Raw genomic sequence first — 20,052 nt, 5'->3', positions numbered from 1 at the left:
TAACACAGCCAAAAAATTTATCAAACGGTAAAAGTTTGGATTTGCCAGGCGAGAAATTCATGATGTAGTGGCTCAAGTTTAATCTTGTCTCTCATACTCAACTTTATTAAGGTGCCGCCGAACAAGGTCCCCGTGGAGGGGATCGCCTGCCAGCGAGGAGCGACATGGCGAAGAAGCAGAAGGCAAAGAGCGGCGCCAACCAAGCCGCCAAAGCAAGTGCACCAGGCGCGGGAAACGGGCACGGGGCCGGGCGAGGGGCCAACATTCCGGCAGACGTGCGCAGCTTTCTTTACGTGGGCGGACGGGACTGCCAGGTGGCTCATTTGCGCGAGATCGCCAGCAAACACGGGGCGGAACTTATCCATCATGACGGCGGTTTGCGGGAAGCGGTGTCGCGCATCGATACGGTTCTGCCTTCCGTCGACTGCGTCTTCTGCCCCATCGACTGTATCAGCCACGATGCGTGTCTGCGGGTGAAGACCGGCTGCAAGAAGTTCGGCGTCGCCTTCGTACCGCTTCGAAACGGCTCGAAGTCAAGCCTGGAGCGGGCGCTGCAGACCATGAAGGATCGCAATGATGAACGAAGAACCTCGTGACGGGAGCCTGCTGATCGGGCTGCATAAGCTCGCCGAGCAAAATGGCGATGGTCTTGTGCCGGAACTTTACGCCCTGCTGTCGGGGCGCCGGGAGGCGGCGATGGACGCCGTAAACGTGGTTGCCTTTCCCTGCTCTGCCGCAGCCAGGAGTCCGGCCGGTGCAGCAGTTCAGCGGACGGCTTCCCGCAAAACCGGTGGCGTGGTCCTCCAGCTTCGCAGACCATAAATCCTCACGCCGATGGAATCAGTCTTGCGGGCGCGTCTTGAATAGGGCGCCCGCGGCGACGATAAGCCAGCCGAGCATCATCAGCGTGCCGCCGGTCGGTGCCGCCATGGGAAAGATGCGGTCGCCGAGATAGTGCCGCGAAACTAGATCTGCTGCGAAGATTACGGTGCCGAGCCCCAGGACCAAGCCGGCAAGCGTTGCTGTGCGGAAGAAGCGATGGCCGAGATAAAGCGCCAGCAGAACGGGCGCGTGCGCCAGGCACATGGTCGAGGCCGATCCGAGGAAATGGGTGTCGCCACCATGGCTCGCCGCTGCCGCCAAAGCCACGCCCGAGGCGCCCATCAGCCCGCTCACAAACAGAATCAACGGCCTAAGATTCTCGAATCTTCCCAAGGCGCTATTCCTTGTTCTGCATATGGAAGGCGAGGCGTTCGATCGGCGGCCAGATGATGTCGCGAAGTTTGGGGTTCTCGATCGTCTCCTCCATCGCACGCCGGAAGCAGAGCATCCATTCATCGCGCTCCTGCGGCCCGATCGCCGCCCCGAAATGACGAGACCGCAGCCGTGGATGGCCGTATTTCTCGACATAGACAGGAGGCCCGCCGAGATAGCCGATAAGGTAATCAAGGAGTTTCGCTTCGCTACCGGCAAGGCTTGATGGATGGACGGCCCGGCAGCGGGCCGCCTCGGGCAGCGTATCCATCAAATCGTAGAAGCGCCTGACGAGCGCACGAATGGTATTCTCGCCGCCGATCGCTTCAAACAATGTTATGGTTTCGCCAGTCATCGCCGCCACCCGGATCTCTAAAGGGCGGTGTTAGCCTCCGCCTCACGATAGGGCAAGCGCCATGGCGCGCAGAGGCACAGGACATGCGATCGTTCGGGGTCAGTCGGAACCGACATCGGCGTCCTTGCCATCGTCGTCAGGCAGGGCGCCAGTTCCGGGGGTCTTTTCCATGTCCGTCAGGTCTTTGCGTGCGTGCGGCCCCGCAGCAGGTCGATCCTGCGTTTGCACCGACTTATCGACGTTTTCTACGGCTTCCTGCGCGTTTCTGTCTTCGGCCATGAATGCTCCGTTCCTGTTGACAGAGTCAACGTTCGCGCTGGACGTGAGTTCCGCAAGAGAGTAACGGCCGCTGCGATTGGCCGGCCAAAATCTATTCACCTGATCTAACGAGACACGGAAAGCGATTGCCACACTCGCTGATCAGAGCATTATGGTGAGGACGAGATAACACGCTCTCTGAGATATACCCCATAAGCGCTTTTTCCGTATGTCTCAGCAAGTGTGGTTATCTGATCGCGGTCGATGAAGCCCTTGTGGAAGGCGATTTCTTCCGGGCAGGAAATCTTGAAGCCTTGGCGGCGCTCCAATGTTGCGACGAATTCCGCCGCATTGAGGAGGCTATCCGGCGTGCCTGTATCGAACCAGGCGTAACCACGGCCCATCTGTTCCACATGCAGGTCGCCGCGCTCCAGATAGGCGCGGTTGACGTCGGTGATCTCGAGTTCGCCGCGCGGCGAAGGCTTCAGATTGGCTGCAATTTCCACCACATCCTTGTCGTAGAAGTAAAGTCCGGTAACGGCCCAATTGGAGCGTGGCGCAACGGGCTTTTCCTCGATCGAGAGCGCCCGCATCTGCTTGTCGAACTCGACGACGCCATACCGTTCCGGATCGTTGACGTGATAGGCAAAGACGGTAGCGCCGGGCTGGCGCGTCATGGCGCTGGTGAAGAGTTCGGTGATGCCGTGACCGTAGAAGATGTTATCGCCGAGGATCAGGCAGGACGGGCTGTCGCCGATGAAGTCGGCACCGATGACATAGGCCTGGGCGAGGCCATCCGGCGACGGCTGGACGGCATAGCTAAGCTTCAGACCCCACTGCGAGCCATCGCCAAGAAGACGCTCGAACATCGGCATGTCCGCCGGCGTCGAGATGATCAGTATTTCGTTGATGCCTGCTAGCATCAGCGTCGACAAGGGATAGTAGATCATCGGCTTGTCATAGACCGGCATCAGTTGCTTAGAGACTACCCGTGTCATCGGGTGGAGCCGGGTGCCGCTGCCGCCAGCAAGAATGATACCCTTCATAGGTCGCAGGTCCTTATCACGTTCGTGTCTACGCGGTGCATGTTGTTTATGGCGTAAGATTGTCTTCAGCTTTAGCCTTGGCGCGCAATCATACGAGCCGTGCCACGACCGAAGCCGTCGATTTCGTCCAATCCGGAAGCCGAACACCGTGGATGTCGAACAGTTTGCCACAGTCAAGGCGGGAATTGGCCGGGCGCTTTGCCGGTGTCGGATAGGCGCTCGACGGGATCCGTCCGACTTCTGCTGTCGGGCCGCGTGCAAGCTTCGACTGTGCGAAGATTTCGACGGCAAAATCCGCCCAACTTGCTTCTCCGGACCCCGTCATGTGAAAGACGCCGCGCAGAGCCCTATCGTCGCTTGCGAGGAGATTGCCCGCCACGGCGAGCACGGCATCAGCGATATCAAGCGCCGAGGTCGGATTGCCGATCTGGTCGTCCACGACGTTCAGACTGTCGCGGGTTTCGGCGAGCTTCAGCATGGTCTTCAGAAAATTCTTTCCGAATGGGCTGTAGATCCAGGCGGTGCGCAGGATTGCGTGGTTCGACGTCGCCCTGGTCACGGCGATTTCGCCGGCAAGCTTGGAGCGGCCGTAGGCGCCGAGCGGCGCCACCGGATCGCTTTCGATATATGGCGCCGACTTGCTGCCGTCGAAGACGTAATCGGTCGAAAGATGGATGACAGGTACGTCGAGTGCCGCCGCGGTGTCGGCAAGTCTTCCGGCCGCAACGCCGTTGACGACGGTCGCCACCGCCTCTTCGCTTTCGGCCTGATCGACGGCCGTATAGGCAGCTGCCGAAACGATGATGTCTGGCCGGGCGTGGCGCAAGGCTGCTTCGATCGTGTCGGGTTCGGAGAGATCAAGGTCCGGCCGACCGAGCGCGACTACCTTAAAGAGCCCTTCACACTCGCTGCGCTCCAGCAACGAACGGACGACCTGTCCTTCTCGCCCGGTTACCACCATGCGTCGGCGGTCTGTCATACGGATGCCTTGTCATCCGTATCGAGCAACCCGAGACGACTTCCCTCGTAGCCCTTACGGAGCGGCGCCCACCACCACTCGTTTTCCAGATACCAGCGGACCGTCTTTTCGATGCCCGTATCGAAATTTTCCTGCGCCTTCCAGCCGAGTTCAGTCTCGAGCTTGGTCGCATCTATCGCATAGCGGGCGTCGTGACCCGGTCGATCGGTCACATGAGTGATAAGGTGCGAGTGCGGTTCGGACTGTGGGCGCAGTCGATCCATCAGTTCGCAGATCCGGGTCACGACATCGATGTTGCGGCGCTCGTTGCGACCGCCGACATTGTAGGTCTCGCCGATCCGGCCTCTTTCGGCGATGATGTCGAGCGCCCGGGCGTGATCCTCAACATAGAGCCAGTCGCGAACGTTGGCGCCACTGCCATACACCGGTAACGATTTGCCCTCCAACGCATTCAGGATGATCAGCGGAATAAGCTTTTCCGGGAAATGATAAGGCCCGTAATTGTTGGAGCAGTTCGACACCACGACCGGCAGACCATAAGTCCGGGCCCAGGCCTTGGCGAGATGGTCGGAGGCCGCCTTGGAGGCCGAATAGGGCGAACTCGGATCATAGGGCGTCTCTTCGGTAAACAGACCCTCATCGCCAAGTGAGCCATAAACCTCATCGGTCGACACATGCAGGAAGCGGAACGCTTCCTTCTCGGCGCCGTCGAGCGTCAACCAGTACTGGCGGGCGCATTCGAGCATGGTGAAAGTGCCGACTACATTGGTGTCGATGAAATCCTTGGCGCCCGTGATCGAGCGATCGACATGACTTTCGGCCGCCAGGTGCATGATCCGGTCAGGCTTGAAACCTGCCAGCGCTTCCGCAATCGCAGCGCAATCGCAGATATCGGCCTGAAGGAAGCGATAACCCGGCTGGTCGTCCACAGCCCGCACTGACGTTTTGGTGCCGGCATATGTCAGTTTGTCGATGTTGAGGACCTCGTAGCCCTTGTCCAGCACAAGGTGGCGGACAACTGCCGACCCAATAAAACCGGCACCACCGGTTACTATGACGCGCATTTGCAAAACTCTCCGTTCATCACCACGGACCTGACGGCGGGCGCAAACTCTATGAAAACGACCTGCAGGTTCAACTCCAGGAACCTTCAATCCAAAAAAGCCTTAATAGGTGAAAACATCACCCAGGTCGGCAAGTGGTGGTTGCTTCCTGTCCTTCTCGGATAGTGCTGCCTTCTCTGCCTCTACCGGCCAGTCAATGCCGATCGCCGGATCGTTCCATAACAGGCCCCGATCATGCTCACCGCTGTAATAGTTCGTTACCTTGTAGCTGATCTCGGTGTTAGGGGCGAGCGTGCAGAAGCCATGCGCAAAGCCCGGCGGCACCCAGAGCTGTCTGCCATTTTCCGCCGTCAATTCTACAGCAATGTGCTTTCCGTAGGTGGGTGAGCCGCTACGGATATCCACCGCCACATCCAGCAGCGCGCCGGCAACGCAGCGCACCAATTTGCCCTGCGCTTTCGGCTCCAGCTGGAAATGCAAGCCCCTTACAGTGCCAACTTCGGCCGAGAGCGACTGATTGTCCTGTACGAACTCGAACGGACCTACATGCTCGGCAAACAAAGCCTGACGAAATGTCTCCATGAAATAGCCCCGGGAATCACCAAACTTCTTCGGCGTGATCAAAAACAACCCAGAGATGTCCAGTTTCTCGAAATACATGGCGCACTGCTCACGATAAAAGATGTACCATGCCTAGCTTCGACATCGGATACTGTAAAGGATGTGTCTTTATAGCGGGACCCTCTTCGCAAAAAGACAATTGGGGTTTCACGTCATTATGCCGTCTTCTCTTTAGCCTCTAAGCAGTCGTCTGAAATGCGCGGAAAATGAGGGTGGTGCAGTTGCCGGGACTCTCAAGCTTTGCTAGAGCAGCGGCATTCGAAAGCTGCTCATTATAGCTCTTTCATATTGGGGCGTCGCCAAGCGGTAAGGCACCGGTTTTTGGTACCGGCATTCCCAGGTTCGAATCCTGGCGCCCCAGCCACGCACTTTCAACCAAGGAAGCGGCGGTTCGGCTGGACATCGGCGTCTATGCGCTATTCAGCAGGAGGCCGCTGTCGGCATCGCTACTCATTTGCCCAACCAGCAGCCGGGTTGCCTCAGCGCCGGCAGCACGTCTTGCCGGATCGTCGATAAGCTCCAGCAGTGTTTGATGCCATATATCCCGATTGTAAAGCAGGCGGATCTCACAGCTTCCATCTGGCTCGCCATAAGCGCTCGATGCAGAAAATATGCCCGCCGCCTCAAGGCGTGCCACGTCGATTCGCTTTGTGGGCGAACGACAATCGTTTACTTTCGTGGGAGCCAGTGGGACGAGCATGATGTCGATTTGCCGGTTTTCGCATTCCTTGACATAGCCTTGCCAAGGCAGAGGGTCGCGAATGTCCACGCGGTCCATACCCTTCCAAATCGGCCTTGTCCTGTTGTCGGCGAAAACCTCGAAGATGGCATTCGGGCGGGCTGCCAGGACGTCGGCTATCACGGGTTGAAGGAAAGAATGCTCCTTCACGTGGATGCCGGTAGCATGGTAGGCGATCGAGATAGTCTCACTGTCGGCTCTTGACGATTTCCTCCCCGCAACGTCCCATAGAAAGGTCGGGGGAGCCGGCGGCAGAACCTGGGCGTCGATGCAACCGACTGCTTCCGCCAACTTCGGCGTCGACACCCATAAAATGTCCAGTTCGCGGTTTAGGCGGCGCAACGGCATTATGGCGTTCTTCAGCAATGACAGCTTGTAGCGGATACTGGACTCGTCACTCAGGATGACGGAAGGAATATCGTCATCGAGAAAAAGGCCAACCCCTGCAAGCCGACTGTGCGATGCCTCGATCCAATCCAGCACCCGCGACGAGGCATATCGGCAGATGATGATGAACGCCCCTTCCGGGTTCAGCCTGTGCAAATTCCTGTCTGCCATATCGACTATTTCATAAGGGGGCATGCCTCGTGCGGACAGCCTCGCGCCGAAATAGTAGTCCGTTGTCGGATTGGGATGACGGCCGAACAGAATGATCTGATTTATCGTTTTCCTGGTCGGCCTCCGTGGGCTTGGACGAATCTGCGGCCGAAGCATCAGGCGATCCCAATATTCAGAAAAGAGCATGATGCTCCTCTTCGCCCTGGCTCTTATCCCGTCCGGTGGAAGTCGTGCCGCCTTGGTCCTGCTCGTTAAAATTCCGAGCCTTGGCTCGCGCAAACCTGGGCGAGAGATCGCGGGGCTCTACGTCGAGGCAGCGGTCGCCGACTATGAGCGACAGGTTTGGGTTATAGAATGGGTCGTTCTGAAGCACCTCTCCCCATCGTTCGTGCATATAGGCTTCTTCCTTGGCGAACCGCTCCAGCTTCGCCGGCGTGTCATCGCGCCCGCGTGAGACCGACTCGTGATGAATTAGCCGGGCATGTGGTGTCCACATGATGCCCTTGCCGATTTCGCGTAGCTTTAGGCAGTAATCGACGTCATTGAAAGCAACGGTCAACCGCTCCTCGTTCATGCCGCCCACCGCATGCCACAAGCTGCGGCGGGTCAACAGACAGGCGCCGGTCACGGCGCTCATCTCCTGCCTTTGCTCGATCAAGCCCCAATCTCCACGTTCGCCAGGCTTACGAAACTGGAAACTGTGTCTTGCAACTGAGCCGGATCCGAGGGTGACGCCAGCGTGTTGCACATAACCATCGGGGAAGAGAAGCAGAGCGCCGACCGCTCCGATATCGTCATCATCCAGTTCCGCGACCATTTGGTCGAGCCACTCAGGATTGATCGGTTCAACATCGTTGTTAAGTAGCAACACGAGATCGTGCCTCGCATGAGCGACGCCCAGGTTGCAGGCACGGGAGAAATTGAAGCTTCCGGGCAAAGGCACGCGATTGACCAGACCTTGTCCCTCGTATTTTGCGAAAAGCGCATGGGTTTCAGGTTCGGCACTTTCGTTATCGATGACAATGACGTCGAGCTCGTCAAAGCGGGTTCTCTTCAATAGCCCATCCAGACAGGCGCTGAGCAAGTCGGCTCGGTCCCGCGTTGGTATGATGACGCTGACCTTTGTCCTAGCGCTCGCAACTTTAGGCCTTGAGGGGAGGGCGGGAGTCAGTGGAGATAACCTATGAAGCATAACTCGTGGGATATGGGCTATTCGTCCACGTTTTGAGGCCTCGAGCAGCAGTTGGCCGGACGTGGATTGCTCCAGATCGATTTCTTTTTGCAGTGCGCTCACGCGGATGATCGCGCCGTCGGGTGCCAGCCATCCGGTCTCTGCGAGTGGCGCATTCCAGGCGGGCTTGAAAAAAGGCGCGTCACGTCCGCCGTCCGCGTCCATCATGTCCTCGTCGCAATAGATGCCGGCAATGTCCGGATTGTCCAGCAAGGGTTGAAGCATAGCCTCTACCGCTTTCTCGTGAAGGCAAACTCCGGCGGGGAGGCGAAGCCAGAAAGCCTCACCTTTGTCCTTGAGGGGCATCTCGATCTGGCTCGGATCTCGCGCTTCTATATCGCGGTAGGACTGTCTCTCTATCGATTGGAGTGTCGCCTCCCTAGCGTCATTTCCGATGACCGAAACAAAGACGCGAGGTTTCAGACCAGTTTCAGAGCCTAGATTAAAAGCTGCCTGGTTCCTTCGTTTGAGCCAATTCTCGTAAGAAGGCTCGTTCAAGCTCTCGTAGAGTCTTCCGAAGCGATAGCGCACCCCCCGAATATTACGCGCTAAAAGTAGCTTGATTATCTGTCCCACTGCCAGGGGTGATTTGCGCGCGACCAAAAAGGCAATTTTCCATAATGGAACCGTGTTGAGCGCAACCAATAGCTTCAATTGGGCCGGCTCGACAGACCCATCGGTTTGAAGGGCGATGCCGTTTAGCTTGCCTGGTCCCCAGCCATAGAACCGTCCGCAACCGTTCTCATCCAACAAAACCTTGCGGACCAAAGTCGCGGGTACTCTGCCGCGGCGCTGGAACAGGATAGTCGCGACCGGGCCAAGATCTGGATTGTGAAAGCTGAGAGATAAAGCGTGTCCCGTATATTTCGTGGCATCCTGTCCTGTGAGTATCGCAGCTGTATGACCGCCCGCGTTATTCGATTTTGGTGGGGTCACTGGCCAGAGCTCCAAGGGGCGCATTAAAGCGTGTCGGCTAATTGAATTAGTTTTGTTTGCTTAAATTGGAACAGATGGGATCCATAGGAGCCCAGAATAAATGCCGCTTTGCTAATTGTTCAAGATCTGTGTCTTGAGTAGGCGCTCCATCAGCAGCCCCAGGCTCAAACTACCTAACCCCCATGAGAGTAGATAGGTCTTGTCCAGATATTGGTCCGAATAGCCCACATAATATGCGGTTCTCATCCATTCCACCGCGTGAAACGCAGGATTGAAGGAACAATAGTAAACGACCTGATCTGGAAACGACTGAAGATAAATGGGTCCGCCGGATGTCAGGTAGATTATCGCTGTAAATAGGGAATAGATCATTGCAAAGAATGGAAATATCGCTGATATCACGCTTACGACGACACCTACGCCTATTGCCAGAAATGCCACGGCCAGCAGGGCTAGGGCTGCATCCGCCGGATCTTGCGGCACTGGATTCGTACCTACCGAGATCAGCAAGATCGTCATGAATACGATTGATATGACGATGCCGATGAATTCCAATGCGGACCTAGCCAATATGATGTCCAAGAGGTGGACCGCGGGAAAAGCCAACATGCTTTTGTTGGCTGAGACCGAAACGGACATAAACCTGGAGATGTAATTAAATGTCAGAACCGGGATAAGCCCGGTGGCAAAGAAGAGAATTAGGTCGTCCCCAAATATCGCCTGGCGGTTCATCACAGTGTATATTCCCAGCAGGAGCGTGGCGTGCGCAACCGGAAATAGTGGCACCATGAGAAACCCGAGCCCATGGTTGAAGAAGCGACTACGGATGTCGCGCAGTATCACTGCATGCATGACATTGACTTGCCGGCGAAGCGCTACCCGAATGCTGGGTTTGTGATAGGCAGAGTTCTTATTTGCCGAATTGACAGGAGTGAGATTGTTGATCTCCATCACGTGGGATCCTCGTGGACTTAATTCTCAGTCAGAGAGTTTCAGCAGCTTTATTAAGGCAGTTGCCTTGGGAAACATCGCGACATATCAGGCGGTTCACGCTTGAAGACGAGTTGCCACCATTGCGATCAGCCGCTGGCAGCTAGTCCAGCTTGTTACGTATTAAAGCCAGCAGACCACATGTCGAGCAGCAGATAGCGGCGCATATCAGGAACGCCAAAAAAATCTTGAGAGGAGCGTTCGGGTAGGTGCTGCTATCCGGCAGGCTGGGTTTAGTGAAATTGTCTACGTAAACCAGTTGCAGAGAACTTACCAGCTTGGCCTTTTCCAGATCTCTGATAGCGGATTTCAATTTCGCTTCCGACATGCTCAAGCTCAGCTTGAGTTGGTCGAATTCACTCGAATATTGCGCTAGATTTCCGGCAGCACCATCGGATTGACCTGCGGTCTTCGCCTTCAAATCTTTGGACTGCGCCTCAAGGGCGCTGATCTGTCTGTCTATTTCGGCAAGCTGCGGACTGCCTTGCGTCAACGTCTGGTGAAGAGCGTCTCTCCGACCCCTCAACTCGGCAAGCTTACCCTCCACCCCTGTCAGGACCGACATGATGCTTTGAGCAGACAGGTCAAGATCGTAGACGCCGGTCGCGTTTTGAACGTCCCTCATTTGGCTACGAAGATCTGTCACTTCCTTGGTGGCATTGTCCACATCGCGTTGTGTGGAAGTGAGAAGGCTATCCCACATGCCTGAACTCAACCTGTTGACCTGCTGCTCTGCAAGTTTGAGCACAAGTGTCGCAAGATCGTGCGCCTGCTTGGGATCGAAGGCAGTGATCCTAAGCTCGGCAATCCCACTTTTCGGGTTAACAGACGCGCTGTAATGTTTTCGCCAATAGCGCAGAAGGTCGTCCTGCAACGCGTCGCTGCGAAGCCGTGACAAAGGATCGATTGCAGCGCTGCCGAAGATCTGTTTCAGATCGACGCTCTTTTGCAGATCCTCAATGATTGCTGGGCTGTCAAGGTAGTTCAGCAGGATAGCAGTATCCTGCACAATCTTCGCTTTCGGTTCGACAGTCTCACTGGAATATCGGTCACGAGACAGCAATGGCACAGAGGATCTTACAACGAAACGAACTTCCGAAACATAGCCGGGACTCGCTATCAAGCCATAATAGCCCGCACTTCCCAGCATGGGTAAAACAAAAGTAAGCAAGATCGCCGCTGCCAGGAGCCCAGAGAAAATGCGGTCACGCGTGCGTGGAGCGAGACCTGCCAGGCGGTAGAGATTGCGCCGGCTTCTGTTTTCAAAGGTGAGTGCCCGCGCATAGGAACTCAAGGCCGCGGCGACCTTCTCATGCCGACTGAGCGAAGATGCCAGCTTCGGCTGCTCCACAACGTTGTCCTGGGTGGCTGACTTTTCTTGCACCGGTAATTCGACCTCTAGCGATTGAGACGCATGTACGTTGCGATGGCCTCTTCGACATCGTCGAACTGGACCATATTCCCGTCGATAAGAACGAAGGCTACATCGCAATAATCTTTGATCGTACCCATGTCATGGGAAATCATTATGACGTCCGACTTCAAACGGCGGGCCTGGAAAGCTTCCCGGCAACGTCGCTGGAAGTTAGAGTCACCGACTGCAGTAATCTCATCGACCAGATAGCAGTCAAATTCGATTGCCATGGAAAGGCCGAATGCGAAACGCGCGCCCATCCCGGAGGAATAGGTCCGCAGCGGTTCGTTGATATAACTCCCGATTTCCGCAAATTCGGACACAAAACGCAGGACGCGCCTGAAGTCCTCTCCGTAGGCTCGGGCAACAAACTTGATATTTTCCTTGCCGCTCAGCAGCGGGTTTAGCCCGTTGACAAAACCGAGGGGCCAGGAAACGCGTACCTGCCGCCGGACCCGGCCTCTATTGGGCAACTCGGCTCCGGAAATTAAACGCATCGTCGTCGATTTGCCGGCTCCATTCACGCCGAGCAAACCATAGGACCTACCTGCCGAAAACTGCAGCGACTGATTGCGCAGAATGTACTTTCGGTGAGCGGCAGTTTTGTAATATTTCGTAACGTTGTCTAGCGTAATCATCCATCACACCCGGTGGTCTTCAATAGACATCCCAATAAGGGTGCCGGTCAACCAAAATGCCAAAAACCCAGCAGTCAGGATAAGCCATTGCGAAAGGCGATGTGGGTATTTTGATTTCTCGGGCATGTGGGCGGCGGAAAAGACGGAGATGAACGTGGTTCTCTTCAAGGCGGTCGATTTAGCCGTATCAAGATTGCGCACTGTAGATTCATAAAGCGCTTGCGTGACGATACGATGCGTCTCAAGACTTGCAAATTCGGTCATGCTGCTCGACAGTTGCGGCTCCCCGCCCGCATTAGTCCCCGCAAGGCTGGACTGTCTCAGCTTGATCTGCTCATCGACAGCCTCGATCGACCGACGCAACTGGCGGGCTCGCGCGGTATCGTCGGCCTTGGCTGCCACCAGGACATTCAGGCTGACTTGAAGGCCGAGTTTTTGTTCCGTCAGCTTGCCAATGATGGCGCTCGTCATTTTGGCCGACGAGGCCGGATCCAAGATACCCGTCTTGTTTTGATAGTCGCGAAGGTCGAGCAGTGCTTGCTGATAGTCATTGAGACTGAGAACGACGTCGTGTTCCCCCCGGTTCACCAAGTCGTTCTTTGCGCGCTCCGAAATCTGATCGATCATCTCATTCGCGGCAGACAGTGCTGCTTTCGATATCGTAATTGAGTCTGCAGGTGAAAATGCACGTACGGTGAACACGATTATGCCAGAAGGACCATCGACATAAATGTCCACATGATGCTGCCAAAAGTCATGCAGATCTTCAAAGGAGGCGTCAGATGAAAGCCGTGACAAAAAATCGACGTCCTGCCTTATGAAAAGCTTGCGCAGATTGATCTCGTCTTCCAGCTTCCGCACCAACTGAGGAGACTTCAGATAATTTGCGACAATATAAGAATCCTGCGTCAGCGAGTCGCCACCGACGATCGATCGCCCATCACGCTGTTCTGATGTGTCAAACCGTTCGCTCACCCCGATAGTTCGGACAACCATGCGTGTTTCCGCCACGTACTGCGGGCTTGCTATACCAAAATAATAAATCGCGCCCAGCACGCATGGAAGCAAAACGAAGAACAGAAACGAGTTCTTCATGTTAAAAAATCTTGCCAGACCTATTTGCGGTGTAGCCTGATCATGATTTAGCGACGATCTCGCACTCTTCTGCGCCAGCTCACCGCTATAACTGACTTCGATACTCATCTTGCTTCCCGTTGAGCCAGGTGTCACCCCTCGCATTGCCATGCACGTTGGACTCGGCTCAGTTCTGTGAAGTTCACTGTCGCTCCTGAAAGAGAAGCAGACTGAAGCCCAACCCTCGCACCGATTGATAAGTTAACACGCTGTGGATATCGGCGGTAGATATGGCTTTAGAAAGGCGGCATCAAGGACGCCACCGCCGTCTTAAGCGCTGTTGAAGATCAGATAGGGTAGATCTTCAGCATGAGTCAGTTCTGCATCATGTTCTCAGATCTCGGTATGGATGAAACGTGCCTATGCCCTGAAGAGGCGGCTATCAAGCGACAGGCGTGTTGATAAAAAAACCGGCAGTTTCTCGTGATTGGCGCCAAGGCAATGGCCTGCGACCAAAGCCACTCGTTGCGCAGCCCGTTCGACGCGATCTTTTATCGTCACTGTCCCGAACCTGCTGTCAAGATTCTGTCGAAAGGCCTGAAGAGCGAGTTTTGCCATGCTTTCCAAAGCTTTCAGAGGATGCGGCGACAACCGATACCCAAAATATTTTTTGAAATTACGCGATTCGTCGAAAGCGCGCCGCAATTGATCGAGGAAGCTGTAGTCGTGGGAGTGGTAGACGGTGGCATTCGGAGCATAAGCCTTAAGATAGCCCGCTTCGATAATGCTGCGGGCCCAGAGCTGGTCCTCCGCAAATTCCACATCAGGGTAGGGGAGTATCTGCCAGACCGACTTGCGCAGGAGCGAATTATTGTCGGAGTAGAAGTGGAGAAGCTGTCGCCAGCCCTGATCTGTCTCATAGCGTGCTGTGTCGAGGTCGCGGGAGACAATCAGGGGGTGACGAAGAAAACCCTCGAAATGCTGGTGAAGATCGTTTTTTGTGAAAGGTGAGGCGCTGTCATAGGCTATATGGCGACCGAATACCCCAGCAATTCGTTCGTCCTGCTCCGCGACGGCGACAAGGTCGGCAAGCCAGTCGGTGTTGACCGGCTCCGCGTCGTGAGTGAGGAATGCGACAAAATCCGCATCCGCTACATGGACGCCCAAGTTTCTCGTGCGACCGTGACCGAAGTCCTCAGGTGGAATTTCGATCAGTCTAACAGCGTTCAGTTCACGAAGATAAGCCGTCGTGCCGTCGCTCGAGCCCGAGTCTATCACTATGACTTCGTAGTTCCACGGAGTCTGTTGTGCGAGGACCTTGGACATGACGTTCCGAAGCCCAGGCATCGCGTTTTTTGTTAGGATGACAATAGCTGCACGATATTTTGCCATCACTTCACTCCTTCGGCCGCAGCGCTAACGCGTTGGCGGATCGCTGCCTCGATCATACGCGCCGACTTCTCCCAGGAAAACTCTTGGACATAGTTCAATGCCCTTTCAGCCATTGTCTGTCGCTCGACGGGGGACGTCAGCAGACGCTCGATCTCATCGGCTATTCCTTCGGGGGTCGGCTTTGCAAATGCCATAGAATCGGCCGGGAAAATTGAGCGTACTGTATTGAGATCCAAGTCTACGACGGGAAGCCCGCAAGCCATCATCTCTTTGTTGACCAAAGAATGATTCGTGGCGGAAAAGACAACTCCGATGGTTGCCTGGCGATAGACGTCGGCGAGTTCCGATGCGCTCAGAATGCCCAAATCTCGATAAGGGTAGGGGACGCTCAGTTTGCCCAAGGGCCAGCCGAAAAAATCCACTTCGAAGTCCAAATTGCGACCGCGCAGGATCTCCAGCGCCATGAAAGCAAGTTCTACGGCCCGACGGGACGTAACATAGCGGGCATATAAGGCAATCCGATTTGACGTCCTGGGGATTTCACCCATCCCGAGGTTGTAAACGCTTGCATCATAAGCAAGAGGCCATGACATAGACCAGCGGCCAAACTCCTCCGACATGCGCTTGTGAAGCCAGTTACCTGCGCAGAGGCAATCGAAATCAAAGTGATAGGTAGCTTCCGTCAGTAGCGCCTCGGCGCCCGCTGGATAGAAGTTAGACTCATAGTCCTGTACGAAATAGAATTTGCGCGTGAACCCGCCCATTGCCTCCACTGGATAGCAGGTGAAGCGGTCTGTTGCGATCAACGCATCGCCTTCCGCTTTCGGCGTTGTTTCGCTGAAGAGCTGAACGGATCCCGAAAACGGCTGAAAATGGCGGTTGATGGTTTCGGCTGCAGCTTCGGACGTATTGTGGATGCTGGGGTTCTGAACCAGAAATGTTATTTGATGGCCGAACTGCTCCAGATGGCTTGCGATCCGGAAGATCGTCATGTGGCCGCCAGCTCCAGGCATGAAATCGGGAATGACCCAGGTGATCCGCAGACGCGAAAGATCCATGGTCTCGACCGGGGGTGGAGCGCTTGATGCTTTATAACTCACAAACTTCTTGAGATGATCGACCTGACGTTCAATCGGCGTTTTCTTCGGCTTGGTCAGGCGCAAGAACCGAAGTACACGCCGTGTGGCAGATGATAAAGTCACCGACGCCATCTCCTGGCTGTGAGGACGGTCTTGAAGTTATGGGGCTCTTCTTGCCGACTATGCGAAAAAATTCAAGGTGCGGTCGGGTGATGCCGGCAGCGAAGCCCTGTGGACAGCACCACATGACGCAGCTGGGCGCGAGCGACGCATCTTTGGTGTCATCGGGAAAAAACAAGGGGCTGGATTCAGCTCGCGTCAGTACGTGTAGGATATGGAAACACCATTCACGCAGTAACTTTGGAGGCATCAAATCAGATGAGAAAATCCAGCTTGCTGAATGGTGGGCGATGACGGACTCGAACCGCCGACATCCTCGGTGTAAACGAGGCGCTCTACCAACTGAGCTAATCGCCCTTCGCGAAAGCAGCCCAAAAGGCCGCCGCGTCGGTGGCCGTGATCTATTCGGATCGCATCAAAATCGCAAGAGCCTTCATGATGTTTTTTTGAAAATTTTGGCGAAGTGCCATTGGGAAAGGGGAGGGGCTTAAATAAGCTGAGTCTGTCATCCTTTTGTCTTCGAACCAGCTTGACACCCGGTAACGAACCTCTTAGGAACCCGCTCAACCGAGCGATCTAGGTCACCCGGTCCGAAGGCTTCGGCCTTAAGAGAGATGCGCGGGTGTAGCTCAGTTGGTTAGAGTGCCGGCCTGTCACGCCGGAGGTCGCGGGTTCGAGCCCCGTCACTCGCGCCATTCTCTCCTTGGAATTCGACTTTCTGCCCCGGTGGAAAGTCAGCCGCAATGCGGTATAATGCGCGGGTGTAGCTCAGTCGGTTAGAGTGCCGGCCTGTCACGCCGGAGGTCGCGGGTTCGAGCCCCGTCACTCGCGCCATTTCAGCTCTCAGGTGTATCTCTGCACGCTCTTATGTAAGATTTATCTAAAATAGTTGCGGTTGCCCGTTGCGGCGGTCCGGTCGCCGGCTTATCTAGGTCGTGTGTCCGTCCGTTCTTGATGTTTATGCGCCGGCTAGATCCTTTCTGATGCAGTTCGTCGCCAAGAGTGCTGCCTCTGCCGCATCTGCATTTCCGGGCTTATGGATCAGCGCGAAAATCTTTGGCCGCAGTTGCACCATTTTGGTACAGGAAGGGCTATTCAAAACGCTTGCGTGGCCGCTTCGGCTGCGCTAGTCACGGCTTGTTGCAATGCACGTTCGCTTGCCGCATTGAGTCTGAGCGCTTCCCGGCGTTTCTGGCAAGCAGGGATCGACTATCATGAGTGAACTTCTCACTTCCTATGTCCCGATCGCGATCTTTATGGGTATTTCCCTGGTCATAGGCCTGGCGCTTCTTATTGCGCCGTTCGCCGTGGCTTACAAAGCGCCTGACTCGGAAAAGCTGTCCGCGTACGAATGCGGGTTCAACGCTTTCGATGACGCGCGCATGAAGTTCGATATCCGGTTCTATCTGGTCTCCATCCTCTTCATCATCTTCGACCTCGAGGTCGCCTTCCTGTTTCCCTGGGCCGTGTCGTTCAGTGCAATAGGCTGGTTCGGCTTCTGGTCGATGATGATCTTCCTCGGTGTTCTGACCATCGGTTTCATCTATGAATGGAAGAAAGGAGCGCTGGAATGGGAGTAGTCGATCACGGCAACACCCTCGTTGCGCAACAGCCCAAGGGTATTCTCGATCCCGCAACCGGCAAGCCGGTGGGCGGCGACGACCGGTTCTTCAGCGAGGTCAATAACGAGCTCGCCGACAAGGGCTTTCTCGTCACCTCGACCGACGAGCTCATCAACTGGGCCCGCACCGGTTCGCTGATGTGGATGACGTTCGGTCTCGCCTGCTGCGCTGTCGAAATGATGCAGCTGTCCATGCCGCGCTACGACGTGGAGCGATTTGGCTTTGCTCCGCGCGCCTCGCCGCGCCAGTCCGACGTGATGATCGTCGCAGGAACGCTCACGAACAAGATGGCGCCGGCGCTGCGCAAGGTCTATGACCAGATGCCCGAGCCTCGTTATGTCATCTCCATGGGCTCCTGTGCCAATGGCGGCGGTTATTACCACTATTCTTATTCGGTGGTCCGCGGCTGCGATCGCGTCGTACCTGTCGATATCTACGTGCCGGGCTGTCCCCCCACAGCAGAGGCTTTGCTTTACGGCGTGCTTCTGCTGCAGAAAAAGATCCGTCGGACCGGTACGATCGAACGCTGAGGGTTGAGGACAATACCATGACTGAAGCCCTGAACGAGCTTTCGATCTACATCCGCGAGGCGCATCCGACTGTTGTTACGGATGCGCAAATCGCTTACGGCGAACTGACGCTGACGGCTGAGGCCTCGGCGATCGTGCCCCTGCTGACTTTCCTGCGTGATGATCCGCGTTGTGGCTTCATCAGCTTCATCGATATCTCCGGTGTTGATTATCCGGCCCGGGAGAAGCGGTTCGACGTCGTCTACCATATGCTTTCGCCGCGCCATAACAGCCGGGTGCGCGTTAAGATCGTGGCGGGCGAAGATGAGGCCGTGCCCTCGGTCTATAGCGTCTATCCGGGCGCGGACTGGTTCGAGCGCGAAGCCTGGGACATGTATGGCATCATATTCGACGGACATCCGGATCTTCGCCGGATTCTGACGGATTACGGATTTGAAGGTCATCCGCTGCGAAAGGATTTTCCTCTCACGGGCTTCGTCGAAGTTCGCTATGACGACAGCGCCAAGCGGGTGGTCTACGAGCCGGTCGAGTTGCGCCAGGAATTCCGCAGTTTCGATTTCCTTTCGCCCTGGGAAGGGACGGATTACCTCCTGCCTGGGGATGAAAAGGCAAAAGCTTAAAGACTGGCGCATCGGCGCCGGCCACTTAGACTTATTTCCCGTCCGGTGTCGTCGCACACTCGGCATGGAGCGCGCACATGACTGAACACAACGTCCGGAACTTCAACATCAATTTCGGTCCGCAGCACCCGGCGGCGCACGGTGTGCTTCGGCTTGTGCTGGAGCTGGACGGCGAAATCGTCGAACGTGTCGATCCGCATATCGGTCTCCTACATCGCGGCACCGAAAAGCTGATCGAGGCGAAGACCTATCTGCAGGCTCTGCCTTACTTCGACCGCCTCGATTACGTGGCGCCGATGAGCCAGGAGCATGCCTACTGTCTCGCCGTGGAAAAGCTGCTTGGCCTCGACGTGCCGATCCGCGGCCAGCTCATCCGCGTCCTTTACGCGGAAATCAGCCGCATCCTGTCGCATCTTCTCAATGTCACGACGCAGGCCATGGACGTAGGCGCGCTGACGCCGCCGCTCTGGGGCTTCGAAGAACGCGAAAAGCTGATGGTGTTTTATGAGCGCGCTTCCGGCTCGCGTATGCATGCTGCCTATTTCCGTCCGGGCGGCGTCCACCAGGATCTACCGCCGGAGCTGGTCGAGGATATTGGTCGGTGGTGCGATGAATTTCCGGGCAAGATCGACGACATTGCCGGACTGATCAGCGACAACCGCATCTTCAAGCAGCGCAACGTCGATATCGGCGTGATCACCCTTGAAGAGGCCTGGGCCTGGGGCTTTTCCGGCGTAATGGTGCGTGGTTCGGGGGCTGCCTGGGACCTGCGCAAATCGCAGCCCTACGAATGCTATGCCGATATGGATTTCGACATTCCAATCGGCAAGAACGGCGATTGCTACGACCGCTACGTGATCCGCATGATCGAGATGCACGAATCGGTGAAGATCATGAAGCAGTGCATCAACCGTTTGCTGGGCGACGCCAAGACCGGTCCCGTCTCCTCTTCCGACGGCAAGGTCGTGCCGCCGAAACGCGGAGAGATGAAACGGTCGATGGAGGCCTTGATCCATCACTTCAAGCTCTACACGGAAGGCTATCACGTACCGGCCGGCGAAGTGTATGCGGCCGTCGAGGCGCCCAAGGGCGAGTTCGGCGTCTATCTGGTCGCCGACGGCACCAACAAGCCTTATCGCTGCAAGATCCGCGCGCCGGGTTATGCCCACCTGCAGGCCATGGATTTCATGTGCCGCGGGCATCAGCTGGCGGACGTGTCTGCGGTGCTCGGTTCGCTCGACATCGTGTTCGGTGAGGTGGACCGCTAATGATACGTTTGGCCGTTACAGCCGCTCTTCTGGCCGCTGCGCCTGCCGCCTTCGCGCAGCAGGCCGAGGCGCCGGAAACGGGCGGTTCGACGGTCTCAGGCGGAACCAAGTCGATGGGCGATTTGCTGTCTCAGGGGTTTGAGATCAAATCTTCCGTTGCCAATGGTACAAAGTTCATCGTGTTCATGCAGAAAGACAAGTCAGCCTATGCCTGCGATTTCGTATCTTTGACGAGATCCCGGTGTGGAGCCATAAACTGATAAG

Annotated in this window: 22 protein-coding genes and 4 tRNA genes; 10 read left to right on the top strand and 16 right to left on the bottom strand. The window is 56.0% G+C overall.

What is annotated here, in order from left to right; genetic code table 11:
- Nucleotides 1-164 precede the first annotated feature (164 nt).
- Nucleotides 165-596 (top strand): DUF2325 domain-containing protein, encoded by a 432-nt coding sequence (locus EPK99_RS09780; protein WP_128442834.1) that lies wholly within the window; start codon nt 165-167, stop codon nt 594-596.
- Nucleotides 577-822: a hypothetical protein gene (locus tag EPK99_RS09775; protein WP_128442833.1), complete on the top strand. Its 246-nt coding sequence runs from the start codon at nt 577-579 to the stop codon at nt 820-822. Before EPK99_RS09780 ends, EPK99_RS09775 begins: the two co-directional genes overlap by 20 nt.
- A gap of 18 nt (nt 823-840) precedes the next feature.
- On the opposite strand, the gene EPK99_RS09770 is transcribed toward EPK99_RS09775, so the two are convergent.
- From EPK99_RS09770 to rfbC, 7 genes are all read right to left on the bottom strand, one after another.
- On the bottom strand, nt 841-1,164 hold the full coding sequence (locus EPK99_RS09770) for a DUF423 domain-containing protein (protein WP_128443389.1): 324 nt from the start codon (nt 1,162-1,164) through the stop codon (nt 841-843).
- Nucleotides 1,165-1,219: 55 nt separating this feature from the next.
- Entirely contained in the window at nt 1,220-1,609 is a 390-nt protein-coding gene (locus EPK99_RS09765; RefSeq protein ID WP_128443388.1) for a group II truncated hemoglobin, read from the bottom strand.
- Nucleotides 1,610-1,708: 99 nt separating this feature from the next.
- Complete coding sequence (locus EPK99_RS09760; RefSeq protein ID WP_128442832.1) at nt 1,709-1,888, bottom strand: hypothetical protein; 180 nt, start codon at nt 1,886-1,888, stop codon at nt 1,709-1,711.
- 149 nt (nt 1,889-2,037) lie between these two features.
- Nucleotides 2,038-2,913 carry a glucose-1-phosphate thymidylyltransferase RfbA gene (gene rfbA, locus EPK99_RS09755; protein ID WP_128442831.1) on the bottom strand — a complete coding sequence of 292 codons (876 nt, stop codon included), beginning with the start codon at nt 2,911-2,913 and terminating at the stop codon, nt 2,038-2,040.
- 88 nt (nt 2,914-3,001) lie between these two features.
- Nucleotides 3,002-3,892, bottom strand: a complete 891-nt coding sequence (rfbD, locus tag EPK99_RS09750) for a dTDP-4-dehydrorhamnose reductase (protein WP_128442830.1) — start codon at nt 3,890-3,892, stop codon at nt 3,002-3,004.
- The gene (rfbB, locus tag EPK99_RS09745; RefSeq protein ID WP_128442829.1) at nt 3,889-4,956 is read right to left on the bottom strand and encodes a dTDP-glucose 4,6-dehydratase; all 1,068 of its coding nucleotides are present in this window, start codon (nt 4,954-4,956) and stop codon (nt 3,889-3,891) included. The genes rfbD and rfbB overlap by 4 nt, the downstream gene beginning before the upstream one ends.
- 102 nt (nt 4,957-5,058) lie before the next feature.
- Nucleotides 5,059-5,616, bottom strand: coding sequence for a dTDP-4-dehydrorhamnose 3,5-epimerase (rfbC, locus tag EPK99_RS09740; RefSeq protein WP_128442828.1), 558 nt, complete (start codon nt 5,614-5,616; stop codon nt 5,059-5,061).
- Nucleotides 5,617-5,866: 250 nt separating this feature from the next.
- Here rfbC and EPK99_RS09735 point away from each other — a divergent pair.
- Nucleotides 5,867-5,941, top strand: a tRNA-Gln gene (locus tag EPK99_RS09735).
- Between the two features lie 45 nt (nt 5,942-5,986).
- Here the strand turns inward: EPK99_RS09735 and EPK99_RS09730 are convergent.
- From EPK99_RS09730 to EPK99_RS09690, 9 genes are all read right to left on the bottom strand, one after another.
- Nucleotides 5,987-7,060 carry a hypothetical protein gene (locus EPK99_RS09730; RefSeq protein WP_128442827.1) on the bottom strand — a complete coding sequence of 358 codons (1,074 nt, stop codon included), beginning with the start codon at nt 7,058-7,060 and terminating at the stop codon, nt 5,987-5,989.
- Complete coding sequence (locus tag EPK99_RS09725) at nt 7,047-9,041, bottom strand: glycosyltransferase family 2 protein (RefSeq protein WP_164901745.1); 1,995 nt, start codon at nt 9,039-9,041, stop codon at nt 7,047-7,049. The genes EPK99_RS09730 and EPK99_RS09725 overlap by 14 nt, the downstream gene beginning before the upstream one ends.
- Nucleotides 9,042-9,152: 111 nt before the next feature.
- A complete protein-coding gene (locus tag EPK99_RS09720) occupies nt 9,153-9,992 on the bottom strand; it encodes an ABC transporter permease (protein ID WP_128442825.1) in 840 nt (279 codons plus the stop codon).
- Between the two features lie 142 nt (nt 9,993-10,134).
- Entirely contained in the window at nt 10,135-11,382 is a 1,248-nt protein-coding gene (locus tag EPK99_RS09715; protein WP_128442824.1) for a KpsE/RkpR family capsule polysaccharide export protein, read from the bottom strand.
- A gap of 47 nt (nt 11,383-11,429) precedes the next feature.
- Nucleotides 11,430-12,083 carry an ABC transporter ATP-binding protein gene (locus EPK99_RS09710; protein ID WP_128442823.1) on the bottom strand — a complete coding sequence of 218 codons (654 nt, stop codon included), beginning with the start codon at nt 12,081-12,083 and terminating at the stop codon, nt 11,430-11,432.
- Nucleotides 12,084-12,086: 3 nt separating this feature from the next.
- The gene (locus EPK99_RS09705) at nt 12,087-13,286 is read right to left on the bottom strand and encodes a KpsE/RkpR family capsule polysaccharide export protein (protein WP_128442822.1); all 1,200 of its coding nucleotides are present in this window, start codon (nt 13,284-13,286) and stop codon (nt 12,087-12,089) included.
- 291 nt (nt 13,287-13,577) lie between these two features.
- Entirely contained in the window at nt 13,578-14,549 is a 972-nt protein-coding gene (locus tag EPK99_RS09700) for a glycosyltransferase family 2 protein (RefSeq protein WP_128442821.1), read from the bottom strand.
- The gene (locus tag EPK99_RS09695) at nt 14,549-15,712 is read right to left on the bottom strand and encodes a rhamnosyltransferase WsaF family glycosyltransferase (protein WP_164901744.1); all 1,164 of its coding nucleotides are present in this window, start codon (nt 15,710-15,712) and stop codon (nt 14,549-14,551) included. Before EPK99_RS09695 ends, EPK99_RS09700 begins: the two co-directional genes overlap by 1 nt.
- A 317-nt stretch (nt 15,713-16,029) precedes the next feature.
- Nucleotides 16,030-16,105 (bottom strand) — tRNA-Val (locus EPK99_RS09690).
- Nucleotides 16,106-16,366: 261 nt separating this feature from the next.
- On the opposite strand from EPK99_RS09690, the gene EPK99_RS09685 reads away from it, so the two are divergent.
- The 7 genes from EPK99_RS09685 (at nt 16,367) to EPK99_RS25720 (ending at nt 20,048) form a co-directional block, all read left to right on the top strand.
- Nucleotides 16,367-16,443, top strand: a tRNA-Asp gene (locus EPK99_RS09685).
- 62 nt (nt 16,444-16,505) lie between these two features.
- Nucleotides 16,506-16,582, top strand: a tRNA-Asp gene (locus EPK99_RS09680).
- A 380-nt stretch (nt 16,583-16,962) separates the two neighbouring features.
- Nucleotides 16,963-17,328 carry an NADH-quinone oxidoreductase subunit A gene (locus EPK99_RS09675; protein ID WP_128442819.1) on the top strand — a complete coding sequence of 122 codons (366 nt, stop codon included), beginning with the start codon at nt 16,963-16,965 and terminating at the stop codon, nt 17,326-17,328.
- Nucleotides 17,319-17,900: a NuoB/complex I 20 kDa subunit family protein gene (locus EPK99_RS09670; protein ID WP_164901743.1), complete on the top strand. Its 582-nt coding sequence runs from the start codon at nt 17,319-17,321 to the stop codon at nt 17,898-17,900. The genes EPK99_RS09675 and EPK99_RS09670 overlap by 10 nt, the downstream gene beginning before the upstream one ends.
- 17 nt (nt 17,901-17,917) lie before the next feature.
- Complete coding sequence (locus EPK99_RS09665; protein WP_128442817.1) at nt 17,918-18,520, top strand: NADH-quinone oxidoreductase subunit C; 603 nt, start codon at nt 17,918-17,920, stop codon at nt 18,518-18,520.
- Nucleotides 18,521-18,597: 77 nt separating this feature from the next.
- Nucleotides 18,598-19,788, top strand: a complete 1,191-nt coding sequence (locus EPK99_RS09660) for an NADH-quinone oxidoreductase subunit D (protein WP_128442816.1) — start codon at nt 18,598-18,600, stop codon at nt 19,786-19,788.
- Nucleotides 19,788-20,048 carry a hypothetical protein gene (locus tag EPK99_RS25720; RefSeq protein WP_128442815.1) on the top strand — a complete coding sequence of 87 codons (261 nt, stop codon included), beginning with the start codon at nt 19,788-19,790 and terminating at the stop codon, nt 20,046-20,048. The genes EPK99_RS09660 and EPK99_RS25720 overlap by 1 nt, the downstream gene beginning before the upstream one ends.
- Nucleotides 20,049-20,052 lie beyond the last annotated feature (4 nt).

The sequence above is a fragment of the Neorhizobium lilium genome, from assembly GCF_004053875.1.
Lineage (GTDB): Bacteria > Pseudomonadota > Alphaproteobacteria > Rhizobiales > Rhizobiaceae > Neorhizobium > Neorhizobium lilii.
This window is presented reverse-complemented; position numbering and strand designations above follow the sequence as displayed.